The 20,928-nt window shown below is 68.5% G+C and carries 21 protein-coding genes; 20 read left to right on the top strand and 1 reads right to left on the bottom strand.

Annotated elements, in window-relative coordinates; all coding sequences use genetic code 11:
• Positions 1–18: 18 nt before the first annotated feature.
• From CSW63_RS14830 to CSW63_RS14740, 20 genes are all read left to right on the top strand, one after another.
• Positions 19–591, top strand: coding sequence for a hypothetical protein (locus CSW63_RS14830; RefSeq protein ID WP_062100100.1), 573 nt, complete (start codon positions 19–21; stop codon positions 589–591).
• A gap of 259 nt (positions 592–850) precedes the next feature.
• Positions 851–1,213, top strand: coding sequence for a hypothetical protein (locus CSW63_RS14825; RefSeq protein ID WP_062100101.1), 363 nt, complete (start codon positions 851–853; stop codon positions 1,211–1,213).
• A 61-nt stretch (positions 1,214–1,274) separates the two neighbouring features.
• The gene (locus CSW63_RS14820; RefSeq protein WP_099503333.1) at positions 1,275–2,537 is read left to right on the top strand and encodes a TolC family protein; all 1,263 of its coding nucleotides are present in this window, start codon (positions 1,275–1,277) and stop codon (positions 2,535–2,537) included.
• Complete coding sequence (locus CSW63_RS14815) at positions 2,537–3,703, top strand: efflux RND transporter periplasmic adaptor subunit (protein WP_099503335.1); 1,167 nt, start codon at positions 2,537–2,539, stop codon at positions 3,701–3,703. The genes CSW63_RS14820 and CSW63_RS14815 overlap by 1 nt, the downstream gene beginning before the upstream one ends.
• A 31-nt stretch (positions 3,704–3,734) precedes the next feature.
• On the top strand, positions 3,735–6,980 hold the full coding sequence (locus CSW63_RS14810) for an efflux RND transporter permease subunit (protein ID WP_099503337.1): 3,246 nt from the start codon (positions 3,735–3,737) through the stop codon (positions 6,978–6,980).
• Positions 6,981–7,091: 111 nt separating this feature from the next.
• Positions 7,092–7,442, top strand: coding sequence for a DUF190 domain-containing protein (locus CSW63_RS14805; protein WP_066684438.1), 351 nt, complete (start codon positions 7,092–7,094; stop codon positions 7,440–7,442).
• 11 nt (positions 7,443–7,453) lie between these two features.
• A complete protein-coding gene (locus tag CSW63_RS14800) occupies positions 7,454–9,478 on the top strand; it encodes a heavy metal translocating P-type ATPase (RefSeq protein WP_099503339.1) in 2,025 nt (674 codons plus the stop codon).
• Positions 9,475–9,618, top strand: a complete 144-nt coding sequence (locus CSW63_RS23425; RefSeq protein ID WP_156449688.1) for a hypothetical protein — start codon at positions 9,475–9,477, stop codon at positions 9,616–9,618. The genes CSW63_RS14800 and CSW63_RS23425 overlap by 4 nt, the downstream gene beginning before the upstream one ends.
• Positions 9,615–10,067, top strand: coding sequence for a hypothetical protein (locus CSW63_RS14795; protein ID WP_127846984.1), 453 nt, complete (start codon positions 9,615–9,617; stop codon positions 10,065–10,067). The genes CSW63_RS23425 and CSW63_RS14795 overlap by 4 nt, the downstream gene beginning before the upstream one ends.
• A complete protein-coding gene (locus CSW63_RS14790) occupies positions 10,064–10,528 on the top strand; it encodes an SRPBCC family protein (RefSeq protein WP_066682845.1) in 465 nt (154 codons plus the stop codon). The genes CSW63_RS14795 and CSW63_RS14790 overlap by 4 nt, the downstream gene beginning before the upstream one ends.
• Positions 10,529–10,612: 84 nt before the next feature.
• Positions 10,613–10,981 (top strand): hypothetical protein, encoded by a 369-nt coding sequence (locus CSW63_RS14785; RefSeq protein WP_066682844.1) that lies wholly within the window; start codon positions 10,613–10,615, stop codon positions 10,979–10,981.
• 59 nt (positions 10,982–11,040) lie between these two features.
• Complete coding sequence (locus tag CSW63_RS14780) at positions 11,041–12,273, top strand: TolC family protein (RefSeq protein WP_066730480.1); 1,233 nt, start codon at positions 11,041–11,043, stop codon at positions 12,271–12,273.
• An 11-nt stretch (positions 12,274–12,284) separates the two neighbouring features.
• Complete coding sequence (locus CSW63_RS14775; RefSeq protein ID WP_062096442.1) at positions 12,285–13,463, top strand: efflux RND transporter periplasmic adaptor subunit; 1,179 nt, start codon at positions 12,285–12,287, stop codon at positions 13,461–13,463.
• Positions 13,453–13,872: a hypothetical protein gene (locus CSW63_RS14770; protein WP_062096444.1), complete on the top strand. Its 420-nt coding sequence runs from the start codon at positions 13,453–13,455 to the stop codon at positions 13,870–13,872. The genes CSW63_RS14775 and CSW63_RS14770 overlap by 11 nt, the downstream gene beginning before the upstream one ends.
• Positions 13,869–17,087: an efflux RND transporter permease subunit gene (locus tag CSW63_RS14765; RefSeq protein WP_099503341.1), complete on the top strand. Its 3,219-nt coding sequence runs from the start codon at positions 13,869–13,871 to the stop codon at positions 17,085–17,087. Before CSW63_RS14770 ends, CSW63_RS14765 begins: the two co-directional genes overlap by 4 nt.
• 70 nt (positions 17,088–17,157) lie before the next feature.
• Complete coding sequence (gene flgC / locus CSW63_RS14760; protein WP_062095610.1) at positions 17,158–17,574, top strand: flagellar basal body rod protein FlgC; 417 nt, start codon at positions 17,158–17,160, stop codon at positions 17,572–17,574.
• Positions 17,575–17,677: 103 nt separating this feature from the next.
• Complete coding sequence (locus CSW63_RS14755; RefSeq protein WP_062095608.1) at positions 17,678–18,568, top strand: cation diffusion facilitator family transporter; 891 nt, start codon at positions 17,678–17,680, stop codon at positions 18,566–18,568.
• Between the two features lie 71 nt (positions 18,569–18,639).
• Positions 18,640–18,993, top strand: coding sequence for a DUF190 domain-containing protein (locus tag CSW63_RS14750; RefSeq protein ID WP_062095606.1), 354 nt, complete (start codon positions 18,640–18,642; stop codon positions 18,991–18,993).
• 55 nt (positions 18,994–19,048) lie between these two features.
• Positions 19,049–19,240: a hypothetical protein gene (locus CSW63_RS14745; protein WP_062095604.1), complete on the top strand. Its 192-nt coding sequence runs from the start codon at positions 19,049–19,051 to the stop codon at positions 19,238–19,240.
• A 24-nt stretch (positions 19,241–19,264) separates the two neighbouring features.
• The gene (locus tag CSW63_RS14740) at positions 19,265–20,341 is read left to right on the top strand and encodes an acyltransferase (RefSeq protein WP_062095602.1); all 1,077 of its coding nucleotides are present in this window, start codon (positions 19,265–19,267) and stop codon (positions 20,339–20,341) included.
• Between the two features lie 58 nt (positions 20,342–20,399).
• Here the strand turns inward: CSW63_RS14740 and CSW63_RS14735 are convergent, their stop codons facing one another.
• Positions 20,400–20,912 carry a hypothetical protein gene (locus CSW63_RS14735; protein WP_062095599.1) on the bottom strand — a complete coding sequence of 171 codons (513 nt, stop codon included), beginning with the start codon at positions 20,910–20,912 and terminating at the stop codon, positions 20,400–20,402.
• Between the last annotated feature and the right edge of the window lie 16 nt (positions 20,913–20,928).

Below are 20,928 nucleotides of genomic sequence, written 5' to 3'. Positions count from 1 at the left end.
CCGTCCTGGAGAACCCGTATGCGCGCAATCCTCCCCCCGGCCATCCTGGCGGGTCTCCTCTGGCTGGCGGCGTCCCATGGGGCATTGGCCCAGGATCATGGCGCGCATGGCCATGCCCACGCCCCCGCGACGGCGACAACCGAGCAGCCCGCAGCCTATGGCGTCAGCCGAAAGGCGATCGCCTACTTCAACACACCCAATCGCCACGGGACGGCGCTTGACCCAAAGGCCGCGACCGATGTCGGCAAGGTCCGGCTGGACCTGGACGCCGAGGCCGACGTCATGGTCAGCTTCACCAGCGGTCTGGCCGCCGAAACCGGGGCGGGGTGTCCTTGTTCGGTCCGCGCGCTGTTGCGGGTCAACGACCAGGCGCCGGTTATCGTCAAGCGGGTCAATGTCGGGGCGCCCAGCGTCCAGACCGTCGATCGCTACGAGCACGACCGTCAGCCGGCCGATGGGTCCTTCGTCTTCACCCTGCCCAAGGGGCGGCACGATATCGCCCTGGTCATGCAGCCGGTGGACGGCGCGGGCACGGATCTCGAAGCCTACTACGTCAACCTGCAGGCCGTGCCCTATCCGACGGGGCGTTAGGTCGAGTTTCTGGATGCGGCATCTTGGCGCGTCGTGGCGAAGTTCTGGGGCGGGGATGTTAGGTATTGCCTAGCTTTTCTCAGTGTTCGCTGCGGCGCATCAAGTCGTCACTCAGTGTAATTGTATAACATGTAATCATATAACGCATTTCAATCTCGGCTAAGCAGAGGTATGCCAGCTCAGGATGGTTGGACTCGCACTCCATGGCTGGCAAGTCGGCGGAAACGCCGCAAAGCGGCGCTCGCGCCGTGGCCAGCCCGTGCGTTTCACCTTCGGTAAGGCCGTGGCGCTCTTCGTCACCGTCGTCTTCCTGATGGGCATCGTCATTTGCGGCCCGGCCGAACACGCGGCTCTGGAAACCGAGACGTCCGTGGCCTCCCAGGTCATGGCGTCGAACGTCCAGGCCCCGGCCGTGATCAAGGTCGCGGGCGACCAAAAGGTCCCTGTCAAGAAGACCCTCGCGGCCTGTACGGGCCATTGCTCGGCCCACAGCATCAGCCTGCCGGTGTCGTTCGCGCCCCAGACGGTCGCGTTCGAGGACCGTGCCGCCTGGCAGCCCGTGCAGGACCAGGGCCTGCTGATCGAGCGCCCCGTCCTTCTGGATCGTCCGCCTAGAGCCTGACGCGACCCTTCCGCCCATCGCGGCGGACCGTCTGCGTCTCAATCTCTAGGAACACATCTTCATGACTCTCATCATGCGTGGGCGGCTGCGTTTCGCGGCCGTGAGCGCGGCCGCGATCGTAGGCGCGTTGGCGTCCGCGACCGGCGCGGCCGCCGATCCGGCGCCGCCGTTCAAGGACCTGCTTACTCAAGCGCAGGCCAATGCGCCCAGGCTCGCCGAAGCGGCGGCCGGCGTTCGTCAAGCGGAAGGTCTGGCCCGCCAGGCCGGCGCCCGCCCCAATCCGACTGCCGGGGTGACCGTCGAGAACTTCAGCGGCAAGGGGATCTACAGCGGTACGAACAATGCCGAGACGACCTTCCAGCTGAGCCAGCCGCTCGAAGTCGGGGGCAAGCGCGACGCGCGGGTCGCCGCCGGTCGCGCCGCTCTCGATGCGGCGCGGGCGCGCCTGGTTCAGTCCAAGGCTGATTTCGCCTTCGCCCTGGCCGACGCCTACGCCCTGGCCGAGGCGGCCGAACGTCGTGTCGCCCTGGCTGACGAAGCCGTGACCCTGTCCGACGAGACGCTGCGCGCCTCGCGGGTCATGGTCGACGCCGGCAAGGAAGCCGAGCTACGCACCCTGCAGGCTCAAGCGGCCTTGACCGCCGCGCTGGCCTCCCGAGAAGAGGCTCGGGCCGAACGGACCGGCGCCTTCTCGCGGCTGACAGCCCTCGTCGGGTCGGCAACGCCCTTCACCTCGCTGAGCGACAGCCTGCTGACCAGCCCCAAGGTCACGAGCCAGCCCGGCGACATCGATGCGCTGTCGACCCCGGCGGTCGTAGCGGCGGAAGCCGACCGTGAAGCCGCCGCCCGGCGGGTGCGGATCGAACGAACCCGCGCGGTGCCGGACGTCACGGTATCGGCTGGCATTCGCCGCTTTAGCGGCGACGACTCCACGGCCCTGGTCGCTGGCGTCTCGCTGCCCATCCCGGTCTTCGACCAGAACCGCGGCAACATCACCGCCGCTCAGGGCGAGCTGCAGGCGGCCGAGGCCCGGCTTAACGCTGCCCGCTTCGACGCCGAGGCCGACATCCGCACGGCCCGGTTCCAGCTCGGCGCCGCCCAATCGCGGGCCAACGCGGCGAGCGAAGGCGAAACCAGTGCGGCCGAAGCCTTCCGTCTTACCCGCATCGCCTACGAGTCCGGCAAGGCCCCCCTGGTCGAGCTGATCAATGCGCGCCGGTCTCTGGCCGAAGCGCGCGACCAAACCATCCAGGCCCAGCTGGCGCGCGTCCGCGCCGAGGCCGACCTGGCGCGCCTGCAAGGCCGCCTCTTCGGAGACCGTTGATGCCCAAGTCCAATTCCTCGAACCGGCAGTTGTTGCTGGGCGGCGCGGCCGTCGTGGTCGTCGCCATCGCCGCCTTCTCGGTCGGAAAGATGTCCGGCGGCAAACCCGCCGAGACACCGGCGACCGAAAAGCCCGCGGCAGCCGCGGAAGCGGCCGGACCGCAAAACCTGGCCATGGGTCCCGAGCGTATCACCGCCTCGGGCGTCCAGCTGCAGACGGTCAACACTGGCGGCCTGGCCGCCGAGGTCGTCGCTCAGGCCACCGTCGAAGCCGAACCGGGCGGTGAGGCGGCCCTGACCGCCCGCGCCGCCGGCTCGATCACCCGCATCACCAAGCGCCTCGGCGACCCCGTGCGGGCCGGCGAGACCCTGGCCCTGGTCTCCAGCCGCGAGGCCGCCCAGATCTCGGCCGACCGCAGCGTCGCCTCGGCCAAGGCCGACCTGGCCCGCAAGAACCTGGCCCGTGAGAAGCGTCTCTTCGAACAGAAGGTCAGCCCGCGCCAGGACTATGAGACCGCCCAGGCCGAAGTGGCCGTGGCCGAGGCCGAGGCCCGTCGCGCCGCGACCGCGGCCGGCGCCTCGGCGGTATCGGGTGGCTATGTCGCCGTCATCAGCCCGATCAACGGCCGCGTGACCGCCATGACCGCCAGCCTGGGCGCCTTCGTCGCGCCGGAGACCGAACTCTTCCGCATCTCCGACCCGGCCAAGATCCAGGTCAACGCCTCGGTTACCGCCGTCGACGCCCGGCGCATTCAGCCCGGCGACCAGGCCATCGTCGAGACGACCGGCGGCGAAACCCGCACCGCCGTCGTCCGCTCCGTGACGCCAGGCGTGAACGAGGAAACCCGCAGCGCCACGGTCGTCCTGACCCTGACGGGCGGGGCAGGGCAGTTGCAGCCGGGCCAGCTGGTCCGCGCCCGCATCACCTCGCGCCAATCGACCTCGAGCGGGATCGTCGTGTCCGAAGAGGCCGTCCAGACGGTCAACGGCAACGACGTGGTGTTCGTGCGGACAAAGGAGGGCTTCCGTGTCCAGCACGTGCTGGCCGGTCAGCGCAGCGGCGGACGTGTCGTCATCGTCGATGGTCTGAAAGGCGGCGAGACCCTGGCGGTCAAGAACGCCTTCTTGCTCAAGGCCGAACTCGGCAAGAGCTCGGAAGAAGACTGACCCCTAACCGCTATTCTGGAGACACGCCGAAATGATCGGTCGCTTACTCTCGATGTCGGTGAAGGGGCGTTGGTACGTCCTGCTTCTCACCGTCATCATCGCACTCCTCGGCACGTGGCAGCTGACCAAGCTGCCCATCGACGCCGTTCCCGACATCACCAACAACCAGGTGCAGATCAACACCGTCGCCGGCGCGCTTTCGCCGGTCGAAATCGAAAAGCGGGTGACCTTCCCGGTGGAAACGGCCCTGGCCGGCATCCCCGGCCTGGAGACCACCCGCTCGATCTCGCGCAACGGCTTCTCGCAGGTCACCGCGATCTTCTCGGAGAAGACCAACCTCTACTTCGCCCGCCAACAGGTGGCCGAGCGTCTGACCCAGGCGGGCGATAGCCTGCCAGCCGGGATCCAGCCGCAGATCGGGCCCGTCACCACGGGCCTCGGCGAGGTCTACATGTACTCGGTCGAGTACGCCAATCCGGGCGGCAAGGGCGCCAAGGTTCGTGACGGCCAGACCGGCTGGCAGAGCGACGGCGCCTATCTGACGCCGGAGGGCGAACGCCTCACCGACGCCACCTCGCAGGGCGCGTATCTGCGCACCATCCAGGACTGGGTCGTTCGTCCGCAACTGCGCACCGTCAAGGGCGTGGCCGGCGTCGACTCCATCGGCGGCTTCCAAAAGCAGTATGTGGTCGAACCCGACCCGGCCAAGCTCGTCGCCTACGGCGTCTCCTACACCGATCTGGCCAAGGCCCTGGAAGGCGCCAACCTCTCCGTCGGCGCCAACTTCATCCAGCGCGCGGGCGAGGCCTATCTGGTCCGGGCCGACGCAAGGGTGCGCACGCTGGACGAGATCCAGAACGCCATCATCGCCACCCGCCGCACCGTGCCCGTCGCCGTCAAGGACGTCGCCACCGTGCGGGTCGGCGGTGACCTGCGCACCGGCGCAGCCAGCAAGAACGGCGAAGAAGTCGTTGTCGGCACCGCCCTGATGCTGATCGGCGAAAACAGCCGCTCGGTCGCCAAGTCGGTCGGCGATAAGCTCGTCGATGTTCGCAAGGCCCTGCCGAATGGCGTGGTGATCACCACCGCGCTCGACCGCTCGGTGCTGGTCAACGCCACCATCAAGACCGTTGAACGCAACCTGACCGAAGGCGCCATCCTGGTCGCCGCGACCCTGTTCCTGCTGCTCGGCAACGTCCGCGCGGCCTTCATCGCCGTGCTGATCATCCCGCTGTCCTTCGTGATGATGGCCATCGGCATGAACGAGCTGAAGGTGCCCGGCAACCTGATGAGCCTGGGGGCGCTGGACTTCGGCCTGATCGTCGACGGCACCGTCATCATCATCGAAAACTGTCTGCTACGCCTGGCCGAGCGCCAGCACCACGAAGGCCGCCTGCTGCGACTGCCCGAACGCCTGGAAACCGTGCTGCGCGCGGCCCAGGAAATGATCCGTCCGACCGTCTTCGGCCAGGCGATCATCTTCTTGGTCTTCGCCCCGCTGCTGACCTTCACGGGCGTGGAAGGCAAGACCTTCTCGCCGATGGCCATCACCATCATGCTGGCCCTGGGCGCGGCCTTCATCCTGTCGCTGACCTTCGTTCCGGCTCTCGTCGCCATCCTGATGCGCGGCAAGATCTCGGAGAAGGAAGTCAAGGTGATCGCCGTCTCCAGGCAGCGTTATGAGCCTGTCCTGAAGCGCGTGGTCGATCGTCCCTGGCCGTTCATCGGCGGCGCGGTGGCGCTCTTCCTGGTCGCCGGCGTGGTCTACACGACGCTGGGCCAGGAGTTCATCCCGCAGCTGGACGAAAAGAACGTCGCCATGGGCTCGCTGAAGATCCCGTCGACGGCGCTCGAACAGTCGCTGACCATGCAGCGCCAGGTCGAAAAGAACGTCTCGTCCCTGCCTGAAGTGGAGATGATGTTCTCCAAGACCGGCACGGCCGAGGTCGCCACCGACCCGATGCCGCCCAACGCCTCGGACGGCTTCATCATCCTCAAGCCGCAAAAGGAGTGGCCCAAGACCGTCGAGAACAAAGCCGGTGTCGTTCAACGCATCGAGGCCAAGGTCGCGCCGCTGCTGGGCAACAGCTTCGAAGTCACCCAGCCCATCCAGATGCGCTTCAACGAGCTGATCGCCGGTGTGCGCGGTGACGTCGCCATCAAGCTTTATGGCGATGATCTGGACAAGATGAGCGCCACCGCCGCCAAGATCGGCGCGGTGCTGGAGTCGATCCAAGGCGCTGAAGGCGTTCGCGTCGAACAGGTCGGCGGGGCTCCCACCCTGGACGTCAAGTTCGACCGGGCCGCCATCGCCCGCTTTGGTCTCAGCATCGACCAAGTCGCCGACACCGTGGCCACGGCCATGGGCGGGCGCCAGGCAGGCGATGTCTTCGAGGGTGACCGCCGCTTCGACATCACCGTCCGCGTGCCGATGGCCCAGCGCAACGACCTGGACGCCCTGGGCGCCCTGCCGGTCATGCTGCCGGCCGGCGACAGTGGTGTGCAACGTTCGGTGCCGCTGCGCGAGCTGGTGCAGTTCCGCTTCTCCGATGGTCTGAACCAGATCAGCCGCGAGGACGGCAAGCGCCGGGTGGTCATCCAGGTCAACGTGCGGGGCCGCGACATCGGTTCGTTCGTCACCGAAGCCCGTACAAAGGTCGAAGCCGTCCAGCTTCCGACCGGCTACTGGCTGACCTGGGGCGGCCAGTTCGAGAACCTGAAGGCCGCCACCCAACGCCTGTCGATCGTCGTGCCGCTGTGCTTCGCGCTGATCTTCCTGGTGCTCTACATGGCGCTGGGCGGGTTCGGACCCGCAGCCTCGGTGTTCGCGGCGATCCCGCTCGGACTTTCGGGCGGTGTGTTCGCCCTGGCGCTGACGGGGATCACATTCTCGATCTCGGCCGCCGTCGGCTTCATCGTTCTGGCCGGCGTCGCGGTTCTCAACGGCCTGGTCGTCATGACCAGCGTCCGAGAGCGCCTCGAAGCGGGCGTGCCCGTGGCCCAGGCGATCTACGAGGGCTCGGTCGAGCGCTTCCGTCCGGTTCTGATGACGGGCCTCGTCCCGGCCATCGGTTTCATCCCGATGGCCCTGGCCAGCGGGACCGGCGCCGAAGTGCAAAAGCCCCTGGCCATGGTGGTCATCGGCGGCCTGGTCACGGCCACCGCCGTGACCCTGCTCGTCTTGCCCGCCATCGCCAATCTCATCCTCCAACTGGGGTCTGGTCGGAAGACCCCAGACGAGGGTCCGGCCGCGTCGGATTTGAGCACGACGCACTAGCCGGGGCGCCGGCGCGGCCCCTCAGCCCCCACAGCGTCGCGCCGGCGCATCACCTTCAAACGCCCCGAGGGCCAAGCCTTCGGGGGCCGTAATCACCAAGAGGAGACGCCTATGCAAACCCCCGGACAAGCGGTCCTTCTCCGCATCTACACCGACGAAAACGCCCTGGTCGGCGACCGGTCCCTGATGGACGTCATCGTCCAGCGCGCGCAGGCCAATCGACTGGCCGGCGCCACGGTCCTGCGCGGCCGCAAGGGCTTTGGCGAGTCCGCGCGCATGCATGAGCCTCGGCCGCTGGACTTCAATGACAACCTGCCGGTGGTGATCGAGTTCGTCGACGAGGAAGCCCGCTTGCGCGAGTTCCTGACCAAGCTCGACGATCTCAAGGACATCGGCCTCGTCACCTTCGAGAAGGTCGAGGTGTTGCGTTACGGCGGCCATCACGTCGAGCCGCACCGGTAGGAGCGAGCGCCATGACCAGCAAGTCTGCGCATGCCCATGAAGGCCATGACCATGGCGATCAGGGCGACCACAAGCATGGCGACGGGGAGGGCGGCCATGGCCACGCCCATGGTGGGCTGTTTGGCGAGCGAACCGAACTCATCTTCGCCCTGCTGTGCGGCGCGACGCTGCTGGTCGGGTGGCTGATCAGCCTCAAGGCCGATGGGTGGATGCCGCTGGCCTTCTACTTGGCGGCCTACCTGTTCGGCGGCTGGTTCACCCTGACCGAGGCGATCGAAAACCTGCGCAAGCGCAAGTTCGAGATCGACACCTTGATGCTGGTGGCCGCCGCCGGGGCCGCGGCGCTCGGGCAATGGGCTGAGGGCGCACTGCTGCTCTTCCTGTTCAGCATGGGCCACTCGCTGGAACACTATGCCATGGGCCGGGCCCGCCGGGCGATCGAGGCCCTGGCCAAGCTGGCCCCCGAGCGCGCCACGGTCCGCCGTGACGGCAAGACCGAGGACGTCGCCGTCGAGGCCCTGGAGATCGGTGACATCATCCTGGTCCGGCCCAATGAGCGCATCGCCGCCGACGGCGTCGTCGTGGCGGGCGACAGCAGCGTCAACCAGGCCCCGGTCACCGGCGAAAGCGTGCCCGTCGACAAGCGCGCCAGCGCCGATCGCGATCTCGACTTCGCCAAGGCCAGCGCGGAATACCGTGTGTTCGCCGGCACCATCAATGGCGCGGGCGCGCTCGACATCCGCGTGGCCCGCAAGGCCGGCGAGAGCACCCTGGCCCGCGTGGTGCGCATGGTCGCCGAGGCCGAGGCCCAGCGCTCGCCCACCCAGCGCTTCACCGACCGGTTCGAGAAGGTCTTTGTTCCGGCCGTGCTGGTCCTGGTCGCGACCCTGATGCTGGCCTTCCTGGTGCTCGATGAGCCCTTCAGCCGCAGCTTCTACCGCGCCATGGCCGTGCTGGTGGCCGCCAGCCCCTGTGCTCTCGCCATTTCGGTGCCCAGTGCGGTGCTGAGCGGCGTGGCCCGGGCCGGCCGCGGCGGCGTCCTGGTCAAGGGCGGCGGTCCGCTGGAGAACCTGGGCACCCTGACGGCCCTGGCTTTCGACAAGACCGGCACCCTGACCGAAGGCAAGCCCAAGCTGACCGATATCGTCCCGGCCCAAGGCGTCGAGGAAGACGAACTGCTGGCCATCGCCGTGGCGGTCGAGGCGCTCAGCGACCACCCGCTGGCCGCCGCCGTCGTGCGCGACGGCGAGGCCAAGCTGAACGGCCAGGCCCGCCGGGAAGCCACCAGCATCAAGAGCCTGACAGGGCAGGGGATCCAGGCGCAGGTGGACGGCAAGTCCGCCGTGATCGGCAAGCCAGGCCTGTTCGAAGCCGAGGGGCCGCGACCGCCGGAAGATGTGTGGAGCGAGGCCCAGAAACTGGAAGCCAATGGCCGCACCGTCGTCATGGTGCGCCATGGCGACCGATATCTTGGCGTGCTCGGCCTGATGGACACGGCCCGTCCGGCGGCGCGCGACGTCATTAAGCGCCTGCGATCCCTCGGGATCACCCGGATGATCATGCTGTCAGGCGACAACCAGTCGGTCTCCGACGCCATTGCCCGTGATCTGGGTCTCGATGAGGCCCGTGGCGGTCTGATGCCGGAGGACAAGGTCGCCACGATCAAGGCCCTGCGCGAGCAGTTCGGCAAGGCCGCGATGGTCGGCGACGGCGTCAACGACGCCCCGGCCATGGCCAATGCCACGGTCGGCATCGCCATGGGCGCGGCTGGCTCGGACGTGGCCCTGGAGACCGCCGATGTCGCCTTGATGGCCGATGACCTGAACCATCTGCCGTTCGCGGTGGGGCTCAGCCGAAAGACGAGCGGCATCATCCGCCAAAATCTCTGGGTCAGCCTGGGCATGGTCGCGGTGCTGATCCCGGCGACCTTGTTTGGCTTGAAGATCGGCGAGGCGGTGATCTTCCACGAAGGCTCGACCCTGCTGGTCGTGGCCAACGCCCTGCGCCTCCTGGCTTACAAGGAGCGCCGGGCATGAGCGTCCCTGAATCCCACGACGAGGCCGCGGCCTGGGCCCGCCGTTCGGCCCGCCGCGCCCTATTCGCCCTGGTGGCCGCGATGGTGTTTCTCGCCGCAACCATCGCCGTGGCGGTGATCGGCATGGGGCATCGGCCATGATCGGGCATCGATCCGTCCCGGCCATGGCGCTTGGCCTGGCCATGATTGGCGCATCGATCGCCGGCTCGGCCCTGGCCGACACCATCGACAAGCCGATCGCGCTTTCGACCCCGCGCGGCTTTGTGCTGGACTCGGTCCGCGCCGTCGCCGAGGGCCAGGGCGTGCGCTTCCACGGCGCGGTCTGCCGACGCACCGCCGGTCCCGCGCCGCGCTTCGTGCGAGCCGATCGCCTCGATCGCGACGGCCACATCCTGAGCACCGCGTCGAAGGTCCTTTGGGATCTGCGCGGGCGCGAGCGCCACTGCACGTTCTTCGACTTGCCCACGGCCAGTCCGCCGATAGACGGCGAGCTGTTCCGTGTCTGCTTGCTTTCCACGAACCGCCCGTGCCCGGAGCCCGTCGTGGCCCCATCGGGCGCGGGCGACAAGGCGACGAAAGGCCGCCCATGATCATAGAATCAGAGATCGATATCGCCGCGCCCCCGACCAAGGTCTGGCGAACCTTGACGGAGTTTGGCGCCTATCCGCGCTGGCACCCGCACTGGGAGATCGAAGGCGTGCCGGTGCAGGGCGCTAGGGTCTATATCCGCATCGGTTCGAACCCGGAGAAGCGGCTGCGGTTCAGGGCCAAGGTGATCGGCATGGCGCCGGCCGAGGAAGTCGCGTTCCAGTCGGGGCCGTTCTTCGCGCGATCGTACGAATACTTCCGGCTCGAACCGAGTGCGCGCGGCACCTTGCTTCGCCACACCAACGAGATCACCGGTTTGGCGGCCTTGCAGTTCAAGTTTAAGGCTGAGCACGAAAAGTTGGTTAGAATCTACAACTTCCGGCTGGAAGCTCTCGCGAAATATATCACCACCAGCACGCCTTTGCGTGCAGTGACCCGGTCACGTCCGCGGACCCGGATCTGACCCTTGCGGCTGCGCTGATGCGCCACGCCAAGTGTATCTTGTAACGTATTTCCTCGACGCAACACGGACGCTATAGGCCCTTTTATGTTCGACGTGCCGACATGGCTGAAGACTTGGACGGGAGCGCTTTTCGCGTGCCTGCTGGTGCTCGCCGTCGCCGCGCCGTCGTTCCGGTTGGACGTCTGTCCGCCGGAGACGTCGGTGACCGCCGAGCATGGCGCCGCGGCTGAAGCCGCGAGCTTCACCCAGATCGACGACCAGGACGCGGCGGACGCCTCGGACGCCAAAGGCGGCGAACCGGGCGGTCACTGCCACCATGTGCCTCAGCTGATGAACCCGGTCGTTGGGGCGCAGCACGTCGTGTCCGCCGACCGTATCCGGTTGGTCGCCTCGGCCCTCAACATGCCGCCCTCGCGCATGCCTGACGGCCCCAACGAGCCCCCTCGAGCCTGACCCTGGCCGCGCCTTCGCGCGCGTAATCGCCATCGTCAGTTCTCACACAGGGACCTCCCATGCATTCCCGTTATGCCCGGCCCGCTGCCGTTCTCGGCGCGGTTCTGGCGCTCGCCGGTGTCGGCGCGTTCTCGCGCGCCGCTGCCGAGCCGCTCACCCTGGACGCCGCCATTTCGCGCGCCCAGACCCAGTCACCGCTTGTCACGGCCGCCGAAGCTTCGGTGAAGGCGGCGGAAGGCCGCGCGCGCCAGGCTGGCCTGATGCCCAACCCCGAAGCCGGCCTCCAATCGGAGAACTTCGCCGGCTCGGGCCCCTATGGCCGGTTCGGCGCCGCCGAAACCACCGCCACGATTAGCCAGCGCCTGGAGCTGGGCGGCAAGCGCCGCACCCGCGCCGCCGCCGCCAATGCCGAAGTCGATGCCGCCCGTATCGGCTTCACCATCGCCAAGGCCGACCTGACCCAGGAAGTTCGGGTCCGTTACGCGGAGGCGTTGGCCGCCCAGGATCGCCTGGTCCTGGCGCGTGAAACCGCCGCCCGCGCCGAGGGGCTGTCCAAGGTCGCCGGCACCCTGGTCGAGGCCGGACGCGAGCCGCCGCTGCGGGCCTTGCGCGCCGAAGCCGCCAGCCGCGAAGCGGCCGCTGCGGTGATCGCCGCCGAAGCCGAGGCGCTGGCCGCCCGGCGCGCGCTCGTCACCCTCTGGGGCGACGCGGGCGAGACGATCGAGCTTGTGCGCGGTCAGGACCCGGCCGCGCCCCCCCAGACCACGATCGATCCCAGCGAGACCCTGGACGTGCGCCAGGCGCGCGCGGACCTCGAAACGGCCCGCGCCGTCATCGATCGCGAGCGCGCCGCCGGCCGCCCGGACCTGACGGTTCAGGCCGGCGTGCGGCGGTTCGAGCAGACCGGCGACTCGGCGATGATCGTCGGCTTCACGGCCCCGATCCCGATCTCCAATCGCAACCAGGGCACGGTCGCGGCCGCTCGCGCCGACGCGACCGCCGCCGAGGCGCGTGAGCGCCTGGCGCTGGCTCGCTCGGTCCGGGCGGTGCGTGACGGCGAAGCCTCGCTGCGCGCGGCCAATGCCCGGCTGGAAGTGCTCGACAGCAAGATCGTCCCGCAGGCCCAAACCGCCGTCGATCTGGCGCGCGGTGGCTTCGAGGCGGGGAAGTTCTCGCTGCTCGAAGTCCTCGACGCGCAAGGCGCCCTGACGACCGCCCGCACCGAACTCATCGCCGCGCGCCTCGAACGCGCCAAGGCGCTGGCCGCGCTCGAACGCGCCGCCGCGCAATAGGAAAGCTCACCATGAAGTCCAACGATAGAAAGACCCTGCTGACGGCCGTGGCGGTCAGCGCCGTCCTGGCCGCCGGCGCCGGCGTGCTGATCGGCAAGACCATGCTGTCCTCGCCCGCCAAGGACGCCCCGGCCGCCGAGGCCAAGGAAGATCACGCCGGCGAAAAGCCCCATGTCGCGATGACCGCCGAGCGCATCGCCGCCGACGGCATCCAGCTGGTGACCCTGGCCGGCGGCGGGCTCGATGCGGCCGTTCCGGCCCAGGCCACGGTGGTGGCCACGCCCAATGGCGCGGCGATCCTGGCGGCTCGCGCCGACGGGGCCATCGTTCGTATCAACAAGCGCCTGGGCGACCCCGTCGCCGCCGGCGAGGTGATCGCCGCCATCGAGAGCCGCGACGCCGCCGCCATCAGCGCCGACCGGAGCGCCGCGGCCGCCAAGGCCGCCGCCGCCCGCCAGGCCCTGGTCCGTGAGCAGCGCCTGTTCGAGGCCAAGATCACCGCTCGCCAGGACCTGGAAGCCGCCCAGCGCGAGGCCGCCATCGCCGAGTCCGAGCTGCGGCGCGCGAGCGGCGCCAGCGCCGCCGCTGGCGTCAGCGGCAATGGCCGCACCCTGGCCGTGACCAGCCCGATTTCGGGCCGGATCACCGCCGCCACCGCCACCCTCGGCGCCTATGTCGCCGCCGGCTCCGAACTCTTCCGGGTCGCCGATCCGGGCCGCATCGAGATCCAGGCCGCGCTCCCGGTCGCCGACGCCCAGCGCGTCAAGCCCGGCGACGCGGCCGTGGTCGAGACCGCAAGCGGTTCGGTGAACGCCACCGTGCGCAGCATCACCCCGGCGCTGGACGCCGAGAACCGTTCGGCTACCGCCGTACTGGCCGTCAGTGGCGAAGCCCCGATGCTGACCCCCGGCCAGGCGCTGCGCGCGCGCATCACCCCGCGCGGCGCCGCCGCCAGCGTCAGCGGCCGCATCTCCGCACCAGACGAGGCCGTCCAGACCGTCAATGGCGCCGAGGTCGTCTTCGTGCGCACCAAGAACGGCTTCGAGCCGCGCCCGGTCCGGGTCGGTCGCCGTGGCGGCGGCCAGGTCGAGATCCTCTCGGGCGTGCGCACCGGCGAGCAGATCGCCGGCAAGGGCGCTTTCCTGCTGAAGGCTGAACTCGGCAAGGGGGAGGCGAGCCATGAAGACTAAGCTCATCCTCGCCGCGGCCGCCCTGGTCGCTTCGCTCACCACCTCAACGGCCCAAGCCAAGGATGCGGTGACGATCGACCGTGTCGGCGGCCGCACCGTCGAGATCATCACCGCCTCGGCGCGCGATACCGGCAACGGCCTGCGCGTGTCGGGCCTGGTCCGACGCGCGCCAGGCCGCAGCCTGCCGCCGGTCACCGCCCACCTCGACGTCAGCGCCTTCGATCCCGACGGGCACTGGGCGATCACCGTCCCCACGCGCCTGGCGGCGCTCAGCCCCCAGCGCACCGACCGGGAGCCGGCTCGCTTTGAAGCGACCTTTCCGCTGCTTCAGCTGGCCTCGGTGACCAAGCTGGAAGTCCGCTATCAGGACAAGCCCCACGCCATGGAAACCGGCGAGGTGGCCCGATGATCGGCCGTATCCTCGACCTTTCGGTCCGCTTCCGGTGGGCCGTCATCGCCCTGGTCACGCTGGTCGCGGCCCTAGGCGTCTACAACCTCGTGCGCCTGCCGATCGACGCGGTGCCCGACATCACCAACAAGCAGGTCCAGATCAACACCGTCTCGGGAACCCTGGCCCCGGCCGAGGTGGAAAAGCTCGTCACCTTCCCGGTGGAGACGGCCATGGCCGGCATCCCTGGCCTGGAGTCCACGCGCTCGATCTCGCGCAACGGCTTTTCCCAGGTGACGATCGTCTTCAAGGAAAAGACCGACATCTACTTCGCCCGCCAGCAGGTGGCCGAGCGCCTGACCCAGGTGCGCCAAAGCCTGCCGGCCGGAGCCGAACCGGCCATGGGCCCGATCTCCTCGGGTCTGGGCGAGGTCCTGATGTGGACCGTGGCCTTCGAGCATCCGGGCGGCAAGGGCGCCAAGGTCACCGAAGGTTCGCCCGGCTGGCAGAGCGACGGGTCCTACCTGACCTCGACGGGGGAGCGGCTTTCCGATCCCACGGCCCAGGCGGCGTTCCTGCGCGAAGTGCAGGACTGGATCGTCCGGCCCCAGATGCGCTCGGTCGCGGGTGTGGCCGGTGTCGACTCCATCGGCGGCTTCGAAAAGCAGTTCATCGTCCAGCCCGATCCGACCCGCATGGCCTCGGTCGGCGTCTCGTTCAACGACCTGGCCAAAGCCCTGGAGGCGGCGAACCTCGCCGTCGGCGCCAACTTCGTCGAGAAGGGCGGGGAAGCCTTCCTCGTTCGCGCCGACGCCCGCGTCCGCACGGTCGACGAGATCGCCAACGCCACGGTCGCGGCGCGTGAAGGTGTCTCGATCCGCGTGCGTGACGTCGCCACCGTCAAGCTCGGCGGCGCCCTGCGCACCGGTGCGGCTTCGGAGAACGGCGAAGAGGTCGTTGTCGGCACCGTGCTGATGCTGACCGGCGAGAACAGCCGCACCGTCGCGGGCGCCTCGGCCGAGAAGCTGACCGAGGTGGCCAAGAGTCTGCCGGTCGGCGTGAAGGTCCAGGTGGTCTACGACCGCTCCAAGCTGGTCGGCGCGACCATCAAGACCGTCGAAAAGAACCTGACCGAAGGCGCTCTGCTTGTCATCGTGGTGCTGTTCCTGCTGCTCGGGAACTTCCGCGCCGCCCTGATCACCGCCCTGGTCATCCCGCTGTCGATGCTGATGACCGCCATCGGCATGAACAAGCTGGGCGTCTCGGGCAATCTGATGAGCCTGGGCGCGCTGGACTTTGGTCTGATCGTCGACGGCGCCGTGATCATCGTCGAAAACGCCTTGCGGCGCCTGGCCGAGCGCCAGCACCACGAGGGCCGTCTCCTGACGCTGTCCGAGCGCCTGGGCGAAACCCGCGAAGCCGCCCGCGAGATGATCTCGCCCACCGTCTATGGCCAGGCGATCATCCTCCTGGTCTACGCCCCACTGCTGACCTTCACCGGCGTGGAGGGCAAGACCTTCTCGCCGATGGCCATCACCGTGATGCTGGCCCTGGCCGGCGCCTTCGTGCTGTCGCTGACCTTCATCCCGGCCATGATCGCCCTGTTGATCAACGGCAAGGTGGCCGAGAAGGAAGTCGCGCCGGTCCGCTGGACCAAGTCCCGCTATGAGCCGCTGCTGCACAAGGTCGTGGCCAAGCCCTGGCCGGTGATCGGCGGCGCGGTGGCGCTCTTTGTCCTGGCCGCCGTGACCTTCGGGTTCCTGGGCCGGGAGTTCACGCCTCAGCTCGACGAGAAGGACATGGCCGTCCAGGCCCTGCGCATCCCGTCGACCTCGCTGGAGCAGTCGCTGCGCATGCAGCGCCGGATCGAGCGCGTCGTGGCGGGTTTCCCCGAAGTGGCCTTCGTCTACTCCAAGACCGGCACGGCCGAGGTCGCCAGCGACCCCATGCCGCCCAATGCCTCGGACGCCTTCATCATCCTCAAGCCCAAGGACGAATGGCCCAATAAGAATGAGACCAAAGCCGAGCTGATCGGCCGCATCGAGAACAAGCTGGAAGGCCTGACGGGCAACGCCTACGAGTTCAGCCAGCCGATCCAGATGCGCTTCAACGAGCTGATCGCCGGCGTGCGCGGCGACGTGGCGATCAAGGTTTATGGCGACGATCTCGACGCCATGAGCCGCACCGCCGAAGAGATCGCCACGGTCCTGCGGACGGTGAAGGGCGCGGCGGACGTCAAGGTCGAGCAGACCTCGGGCTTCCCGACCCTGGACGTCCAGCTCGATCGCGACGCCATCGGTCGCCTCGGCCTGACGGTCGAGGAGGTCGCCGACACCCTGGCCGTGGCCATGGGCGGCCGCGAGGCCGGCCTGGTCTTCCAGGGCGACCGACGCTTCGACGTGGTGGTCCGCTTGCCGGACGCCAGCCGCAACGACCTGGACGCCGTCGGCGCCCTGCCGGTCATGCTGCCTGAGCGGGCAGGGGGCGGCGCCCGCGCCTCGGTGCCTCTGCGCGACGTGGCCAAGTTCTCCTATTCGGAAGGCCTCAACCAGGTCAGCCGCGAGAACGGCAAGCGTCGCGTCGTGGTCCAGTCGAATGTTCGCGGCGCGGACCTGGGCTCGTTCGTCACGCAGGCCCAGCAGAAGGTCGATGCGCAGGTCAAGCTGCCGGCCGGCTCCTGGCTGGTCTGGGGTGGTCAGTACGAGAATCTGAAGGCCGCCCAAGGCCGCCTGGCGCTCGTGGTCCCGCTCTGCTTCCTGCTGATCTTCGGCCTGCTCTACATGGCCCTGGGCGGCATCGCGCCGGCCGCGGCCGTGTTCTCGGCGATCCCGCTGGCCCTGGCCGGCGGCGTCTTCGGCCTGGCCTTGCGCGGGATCCCGTTCTCCGTCTCGGCCGCCGTCGGCTTCATCGCGCTCTCGGGCGTGGCGGTGCTGAACGGCCTGGTCATGATGACCGCCATCCGACAGCGCCTCGCCACCGGCATGCCGCTGGAGAAGGCGATCATCGACGGGGCCATGGAGCGGCTGCGGCCGGTGATGATGACCGGTCTGGTCGCCTCGCTGGGCTTCGTGCCCATGGCCCTGGCGACCGGCACCGGCGCGGAGGTCCAGCGTCCGCTGGCCACCGTCGTCATCGGCGGGCTGATCACCGCCACGGCCCTCACGCTCTTCGTCCTGCCGGCGATCTGCCGCTTCGTCCTGCGTAAGGCCGAAATCCGGAGACCCGCCGACGCCTAAGACCAAGGCGGCGCGCCGGACAAGCTCCGGCGCGCCGCCCGTTCTTCATATCCACCCACGGAGCACTTGAATGAGTAAGCCGATCGAAGGGGGAAGCACGGCGATCGCCGTGTCGGGACTGCAAGCCCAGAAGAAGCGTATCCAGATCCTGGCCGAGAACATCGCCAACGCGAACTCGACCGCCAGAACCCCCGGCGGCGAGCCCTATCGCCGCCAGATCCCGGTGTTCAAGGTCGAGCCGATGGGCGGCGATGAGGGCGTGGTGTTGAGCGGCGTGAAAGCCGATCCCAAACCATTCCCTCAAGCCTACGACCCCGGCCACCCAGCGGCCAACGCCGCCGGTTACGTGCTGCTGCCCAACGTCAACAGCCTGGCCGAGAGCCTCGACCTCAAGCAGGCTATGAAAGCCTATGAGGCCAATCTCAACGTCCTCGATACCCAGGACGCGATGGAGAAAGCGACCCTCTCCATCCTCGACAAGAAATAGACGCGGGGGAGCGCGCGCGAAGCTCCCATTTGGCGGGTTTCGTGCGTTGATCCCTCAAACTTGGCAGGCGCGTTTCGGCGCACGTGAAGAGGAGAGGTTTTCAATGGGAGCTGGACACGATCACGGCGCGAGCCAGGCGAACGGCAAGCGGCTTGCCATAGCCCTGGCGCTGACCTCGACATTCCTGATCGCTGAGGTCGTCGCCGGCATCGCCTTCAACAGCCTGGCGCTGCTGTCAGACGCCGCGCACATGTTCACCGACGCCGCCGCCCTGGCCATCGCCCTGGCGGCGATCCGGGTCGGCCAGCGCAAGCCCACCGAGGACTTCACCTTCGGCTATCGGCGCTTCGAGATCCTCGCGGCGGCTTTCAACGCCATCCTGCTGTTCGGCGTCGCCATCTATGTTCTGGTCGAAGGCGTCAAGCGCATCCTCAACCCCGAGCCCGTCGGCTCGGTGGGGATGTTCATCGTCGCGGCGCTGGGCCTGGTCATCAACCTGATCTCCATGCGCCTTCTGGCCAGCCACAAGGACAAGAGCCTCAACGTCAAGGGCGCCTATCTCGAGGTCTGGGCCGATATGCTCGGCTCGCTGGGCGTGGTCGTCGGGGCCATCGTCATCAAGATCACCGGCTGGCGGTTCGTCGACCCGATCGTGGCCATCGGCATCGGCCTGTGGGTGCTGCCGCGGACCTGGATCCTTTTGAAGGACACCACCCGAATCCTCCTGGAAGGCGCGCCTCCCGGAATGGCCCTGGCCGGCGTGCGCAAGGCCATTACCGAGGCCCCTGGCGTGGCCAGCGTTCACGAGCTGCATCTGTGGACCACGGGCGCGGACCAGGCGGTCTGCACCGTCCATGTCGTGCTGACAGAGGGAGCGCAGGGCGAGGCCGTGCGCACGGCGATCGCCACCCGACTAGAGACCGACTTCGACCTGCACCACGTCACCATCCAGACCGAAGTGACCGAGTGCGGAGAGGAGGGGCGGCACGCTTAGGCGGCCGGCCCTCAATCTGCTGGCCGCCCCAGACCTTGGGGCGCGCCAGACTTTAGAGCGTGAGGTGACGCGTGAACGAAGACGACCTGCACATCCTGCGGATCTACCTGGACGCCGGCGCGACCCTGAACGGGGTCGCCTATGACGCGGTACTTATGGCGCGCGCCCGCGAGATGGACATCGCCGGCGCGGCGGTGCTGCGTATCGAAGAAGCCTTTGGCGAGGCGGTGCTGCACGGCGCCAAGGCCCGCGACCTGGCTCCCGAACAGCATCTGATCGTCGAGATGGTCGACAGCCGCGCCAAGCTCGACGCCTTGGCCGCGACCTTGGAAGTGGCCGCCGATGTGGGGTTGGCGACCATCGGCAAGATCCAGGTCGTCGCCTATGGCGGCCACCGACACCGCACCGGGGCCGCGACCGCCTAGCGCGGAGCCAGGCGCGTCCCGACCCGCCCCCACGGCCAGTTTTCAGGAGCAGCACATGACCAATCCCAATCCCCCCAAGCCCGACGCGGCGACCAGCACCGATGGCAAGCCGTCGTCATCCCCGGAGCCCGCGCCCCGCAAGGACGGCGGCATGATCGACGAGGGCGGCCCGACGGGCGGCAATGTCGAGGGCGTCGAGAGCGAAACCGAAACGCGCCGCGATGGCGGCATGCTCGGCGAGGGCTAGGCCATCAACATCCCGGGGGGGACCATGTATCCAGCCGATCTTCGATCTCTGACCGGCCTGCGCATCGTCGCGGCCGCCTGGGTGCTCGTCTACCACTTCCGCAATCGCCTCGGTCTCGACCTCGAACGGTTCGGTCTGATCGCCAAGGGTTATCTCGGGGTCGATCTCTTCTTCATCCTGTCGGGCTTCATCCTCTCCCATGTCTATCTGAAGGCCTGGTCCGAGGGGCGCTTCCGATACGGTTCCTTCCTGTGGGCCCGCCTGGCGCGGCTCTATCCGGTGCATCTGCTGACCCTGGGCGCGACCATCGTCCTCTGGGCCCTGGGCCGCTGGGCCGGCGCCAGCTTCGAGACACAGGCCTTCGATCCCAGCGCCATCCCGCAGCATCTGGTGCTGATCCATGCCTGGTGGTCGACGCCAACCGTGCAGTGGAACTTCCCATCCTGGTCGATCTCGGCCGAATGGTTCGCCTACCTGCTGTTCCCGGCGGCGGCCGTCGCATCCATCGCCTTACGCGCGCGTCCCGTTCTGGCCGTGGTGCTGGCGATCGTCCTGTTCTTCGCGCTCGACGGGATCGTGCAGACCTTCGGCGGATCGCTGACCCGGTTGACCGCCCAGGGCGGGGCGTTGCGGATCGTGCCGTCCTTCGCCATGGGCGTGGCCCTGCATCGGTTGGGCGCGACACGGTCGATGTCGCCGAGGCTGGCGCTGCTGGGTACGGGTCTCGCGGTGGTCTGGATCGTCTTGTCCACCGCCCTGGGTCTGGCCGATCGTTGGATCTGGCCGGGCCTGGCGGCGCTGATCTTCTGCCTGGCGGAAACGGACAAGGCTGGGCGCGCCACCCTCCTGGCCGCGCCGCTGGCGGTCTATCTCGGCGAGATCTCCTACGCGGTCTACATGACCCACTTGCCGGTCGACATCGCCTATTTCGAAGTCCTGGACCGCCTGCCGGCGCCGCCGACCGGGGTCTGGGCCTGGGGCGCCAGGTTCGGGGTCCTGGCGGTGTGCCTCCTTGTGTCGGTGGCGGTCTATCACGCGGTCGAGCGACCGGCCCGGCGCTGGCTGCGGGAGAACGATCCGTTCCGCGGTCCACCAGTGTAGGGCGAGCCGAGCCCCAGGGCCCGCCGGGCGAACCCGGCGGGCGCGCCAGGTCGGCGCTCTAGCCTTTGTCAGCGGTGGTCTCCGGGCGCCGGAGCACTTCGCCGTGGGCGCGGATCGGTTCTACGGCGCCGCCAAAGCCGATCACGAAGGTGGAGTCGAAACCGCCCCAGCTGATCGACACGTGGGCCACGAAGATCAGCGGTTCACGCACCTTGACGATCGATTGCAGGCGTCGACCGCGGCGAGCGAAGTCGAAACGCTGGCCCAAGCCGTCCGGACGGATTGTGGTCACGACCACGTCGCCGGGTTTGAGATCGTGGTCACGGCAGGTGATCACGAACCGCCAGCCGGCGTGGCGGCGCACGATGTCCAGCCGAAAGCGCCCGTTCTCAAGATCGATCCGGTGTGGGTCGTCGTCGGGTTGTTTGTAGAGGCTGAGGATCTCCTCGGCCTGCCGTTGCCAGAGCCAGACCAGGCTGGCGATCAGGACGATCAGGACCAGCAGCACGGCGGCCGTCACGGCCCAGGGATGGGCGGCGGCATAGAGGGTGAGGTCATGGATCGGGCTCACGGAGCGACGCTCCGGT

Origin of the sequence: Caulobacter sp. FWC26 (assembly GCF_002742645.2) — a bacterium.
Lineage (GTDB): Bacteria > Pseudomonadota > Alphaproteobacteria > Caulobacterales > Caulobacteraceae > Caulobacter.
Note: the sequence above shows the minus strand (reverse complement) of the source record. Positions and strands in the feature narration are given on the sequence as shown.

Excerpts from the sequence above, each read along its gene's own strand:
- CSW63_RS14765 (WP_099503341.1), top strand. The coding sequence starts at position 13,869 with ATGATCGGCCGTATCCTCGACCTTTCGGTCCGCTTCCGGTGGGCCGTC.
- CSW63_RS14805 (WP_066684438.1), top strand. The coding sequence starts at position 7,092 with ATGCAAACCCCCGGACAAGCGGTCCTTCTCCGCATCTACACCGACGAA.
- CSW63_RS14815 (WP_099503335.1), top strand. The coding sequence starts at position 2,537 with ATGCCCAAGTCCAATTCCTCGAACCGGCAGTTGTTGCTGGGCGGCGCG.
- CSW63_RS14800 (WP_099503339.1), top strand. The coding sequence starts at position 7,454 with ATGACCAGCAAGTCTGCGCATGCCCATGAAGGCCATGACCATGGCGAT.
- CSW63_RS14770 (WP_062096444.1), top strand. The coding sequence starts at position 13,453 with ATGAAGACTAAGCTCATCCTCGCCGCGGCCGCCCTGGTCGCTTCGCTC.
- CSW63_RS14795 (WP_127846984.1), top strand. The coding sequence starts at position 9,615 with ATGATCGGGCATCGATCCGTCCCGGCCATGGCGCTTGGCCTGGCCATG.
- flgC (WP_062095610.1), top strand. The coding sequence starts at position 17,158 with ATGAGTAAGCCGATCGAAGGGGGAAGCACGGCGATCGCCGTGTCGGGA.
- CSW63_RS14740 (WP_062095602.1), top strand. The coding sequence starts at position 19,265 with ATGTATCCAGCCGATCTTCGATCTCTGACCGGCCTGCGCATCGTCGCG.
- CSW63_RS14755 (WP_062095608.1), top strand. The coding sequence starts at position 17,678 with ATGGGAGCTGGACACGATCACGGCGCGAGCCAGGCGAACGGCAAGCGG.
- CSW63_RS14775 (WP_062096442.1), top strand. The coding sequence starts at position 12,285 with ATGAAGTCCAACGATAGAAAGACCCTGCTGACGGCCGTGGCGGTCAGC.
- CSW63_RS23425 (WP_156449688.1), top strand. The coding sequence starts at position 9,475 with ATGAGCGTCCCTGAATCCCACGACGAGGCCGCGGCCTGGGCCCGCCGT.
- CSW63_RS14810 (WP_099503337.1), top strand. The coding sequence starts at position 3,735 with ATGATCGGTCGCTTACTCTCGATGTCGGTGAAGGGGCGTTGGTACGTC.
- CSW63_RS14745 (WP_062095604.1), top strand. The coding sequence starts at position 19,049 with ATGACCAATCCCAATCCCCCCAAGCCCGACGCGGCGACCAGCACCGAT.
- CSW63_RS14790 (WP_066682845.1), top strand. The coding sequence starts at position 10,064 with ATGATCATAGAATCAGAGATCGATATCGCCGCGCCCCCGACCAAGGTC.
- CSW63_RS14785 (WP_066682844.1), top strand. The coding sequence starts at position 10,613 with ATGTTCGACGTGCCGACATGGCTGAAGACTTGGACGGGAGCGCTTTTC.
- CSW63_RS14830 (WP_062100100.1), top strand. The coding sequence starts at position 19 with ATGCGCGCAATCCTCCCCCCGGCCATCCTGGCGGGTCTCCTCTGGCTG.
- CSW63_RS14780 (WP_066730480.1), top strand. The coding sequence starts at position 11,041 with ATGCATTCCCGTTATGCCCGGCCCGCTGCCGTTCTCGGCGCGGTTCTG.
- CSW63_RS14820 (WP_099503333.1), top strand. The coding sequence starts at position 1,275 with ATGACTCTCATCATGCGTGGGCGGCTGCGTTTCGCGGCCGTGAGCGCG.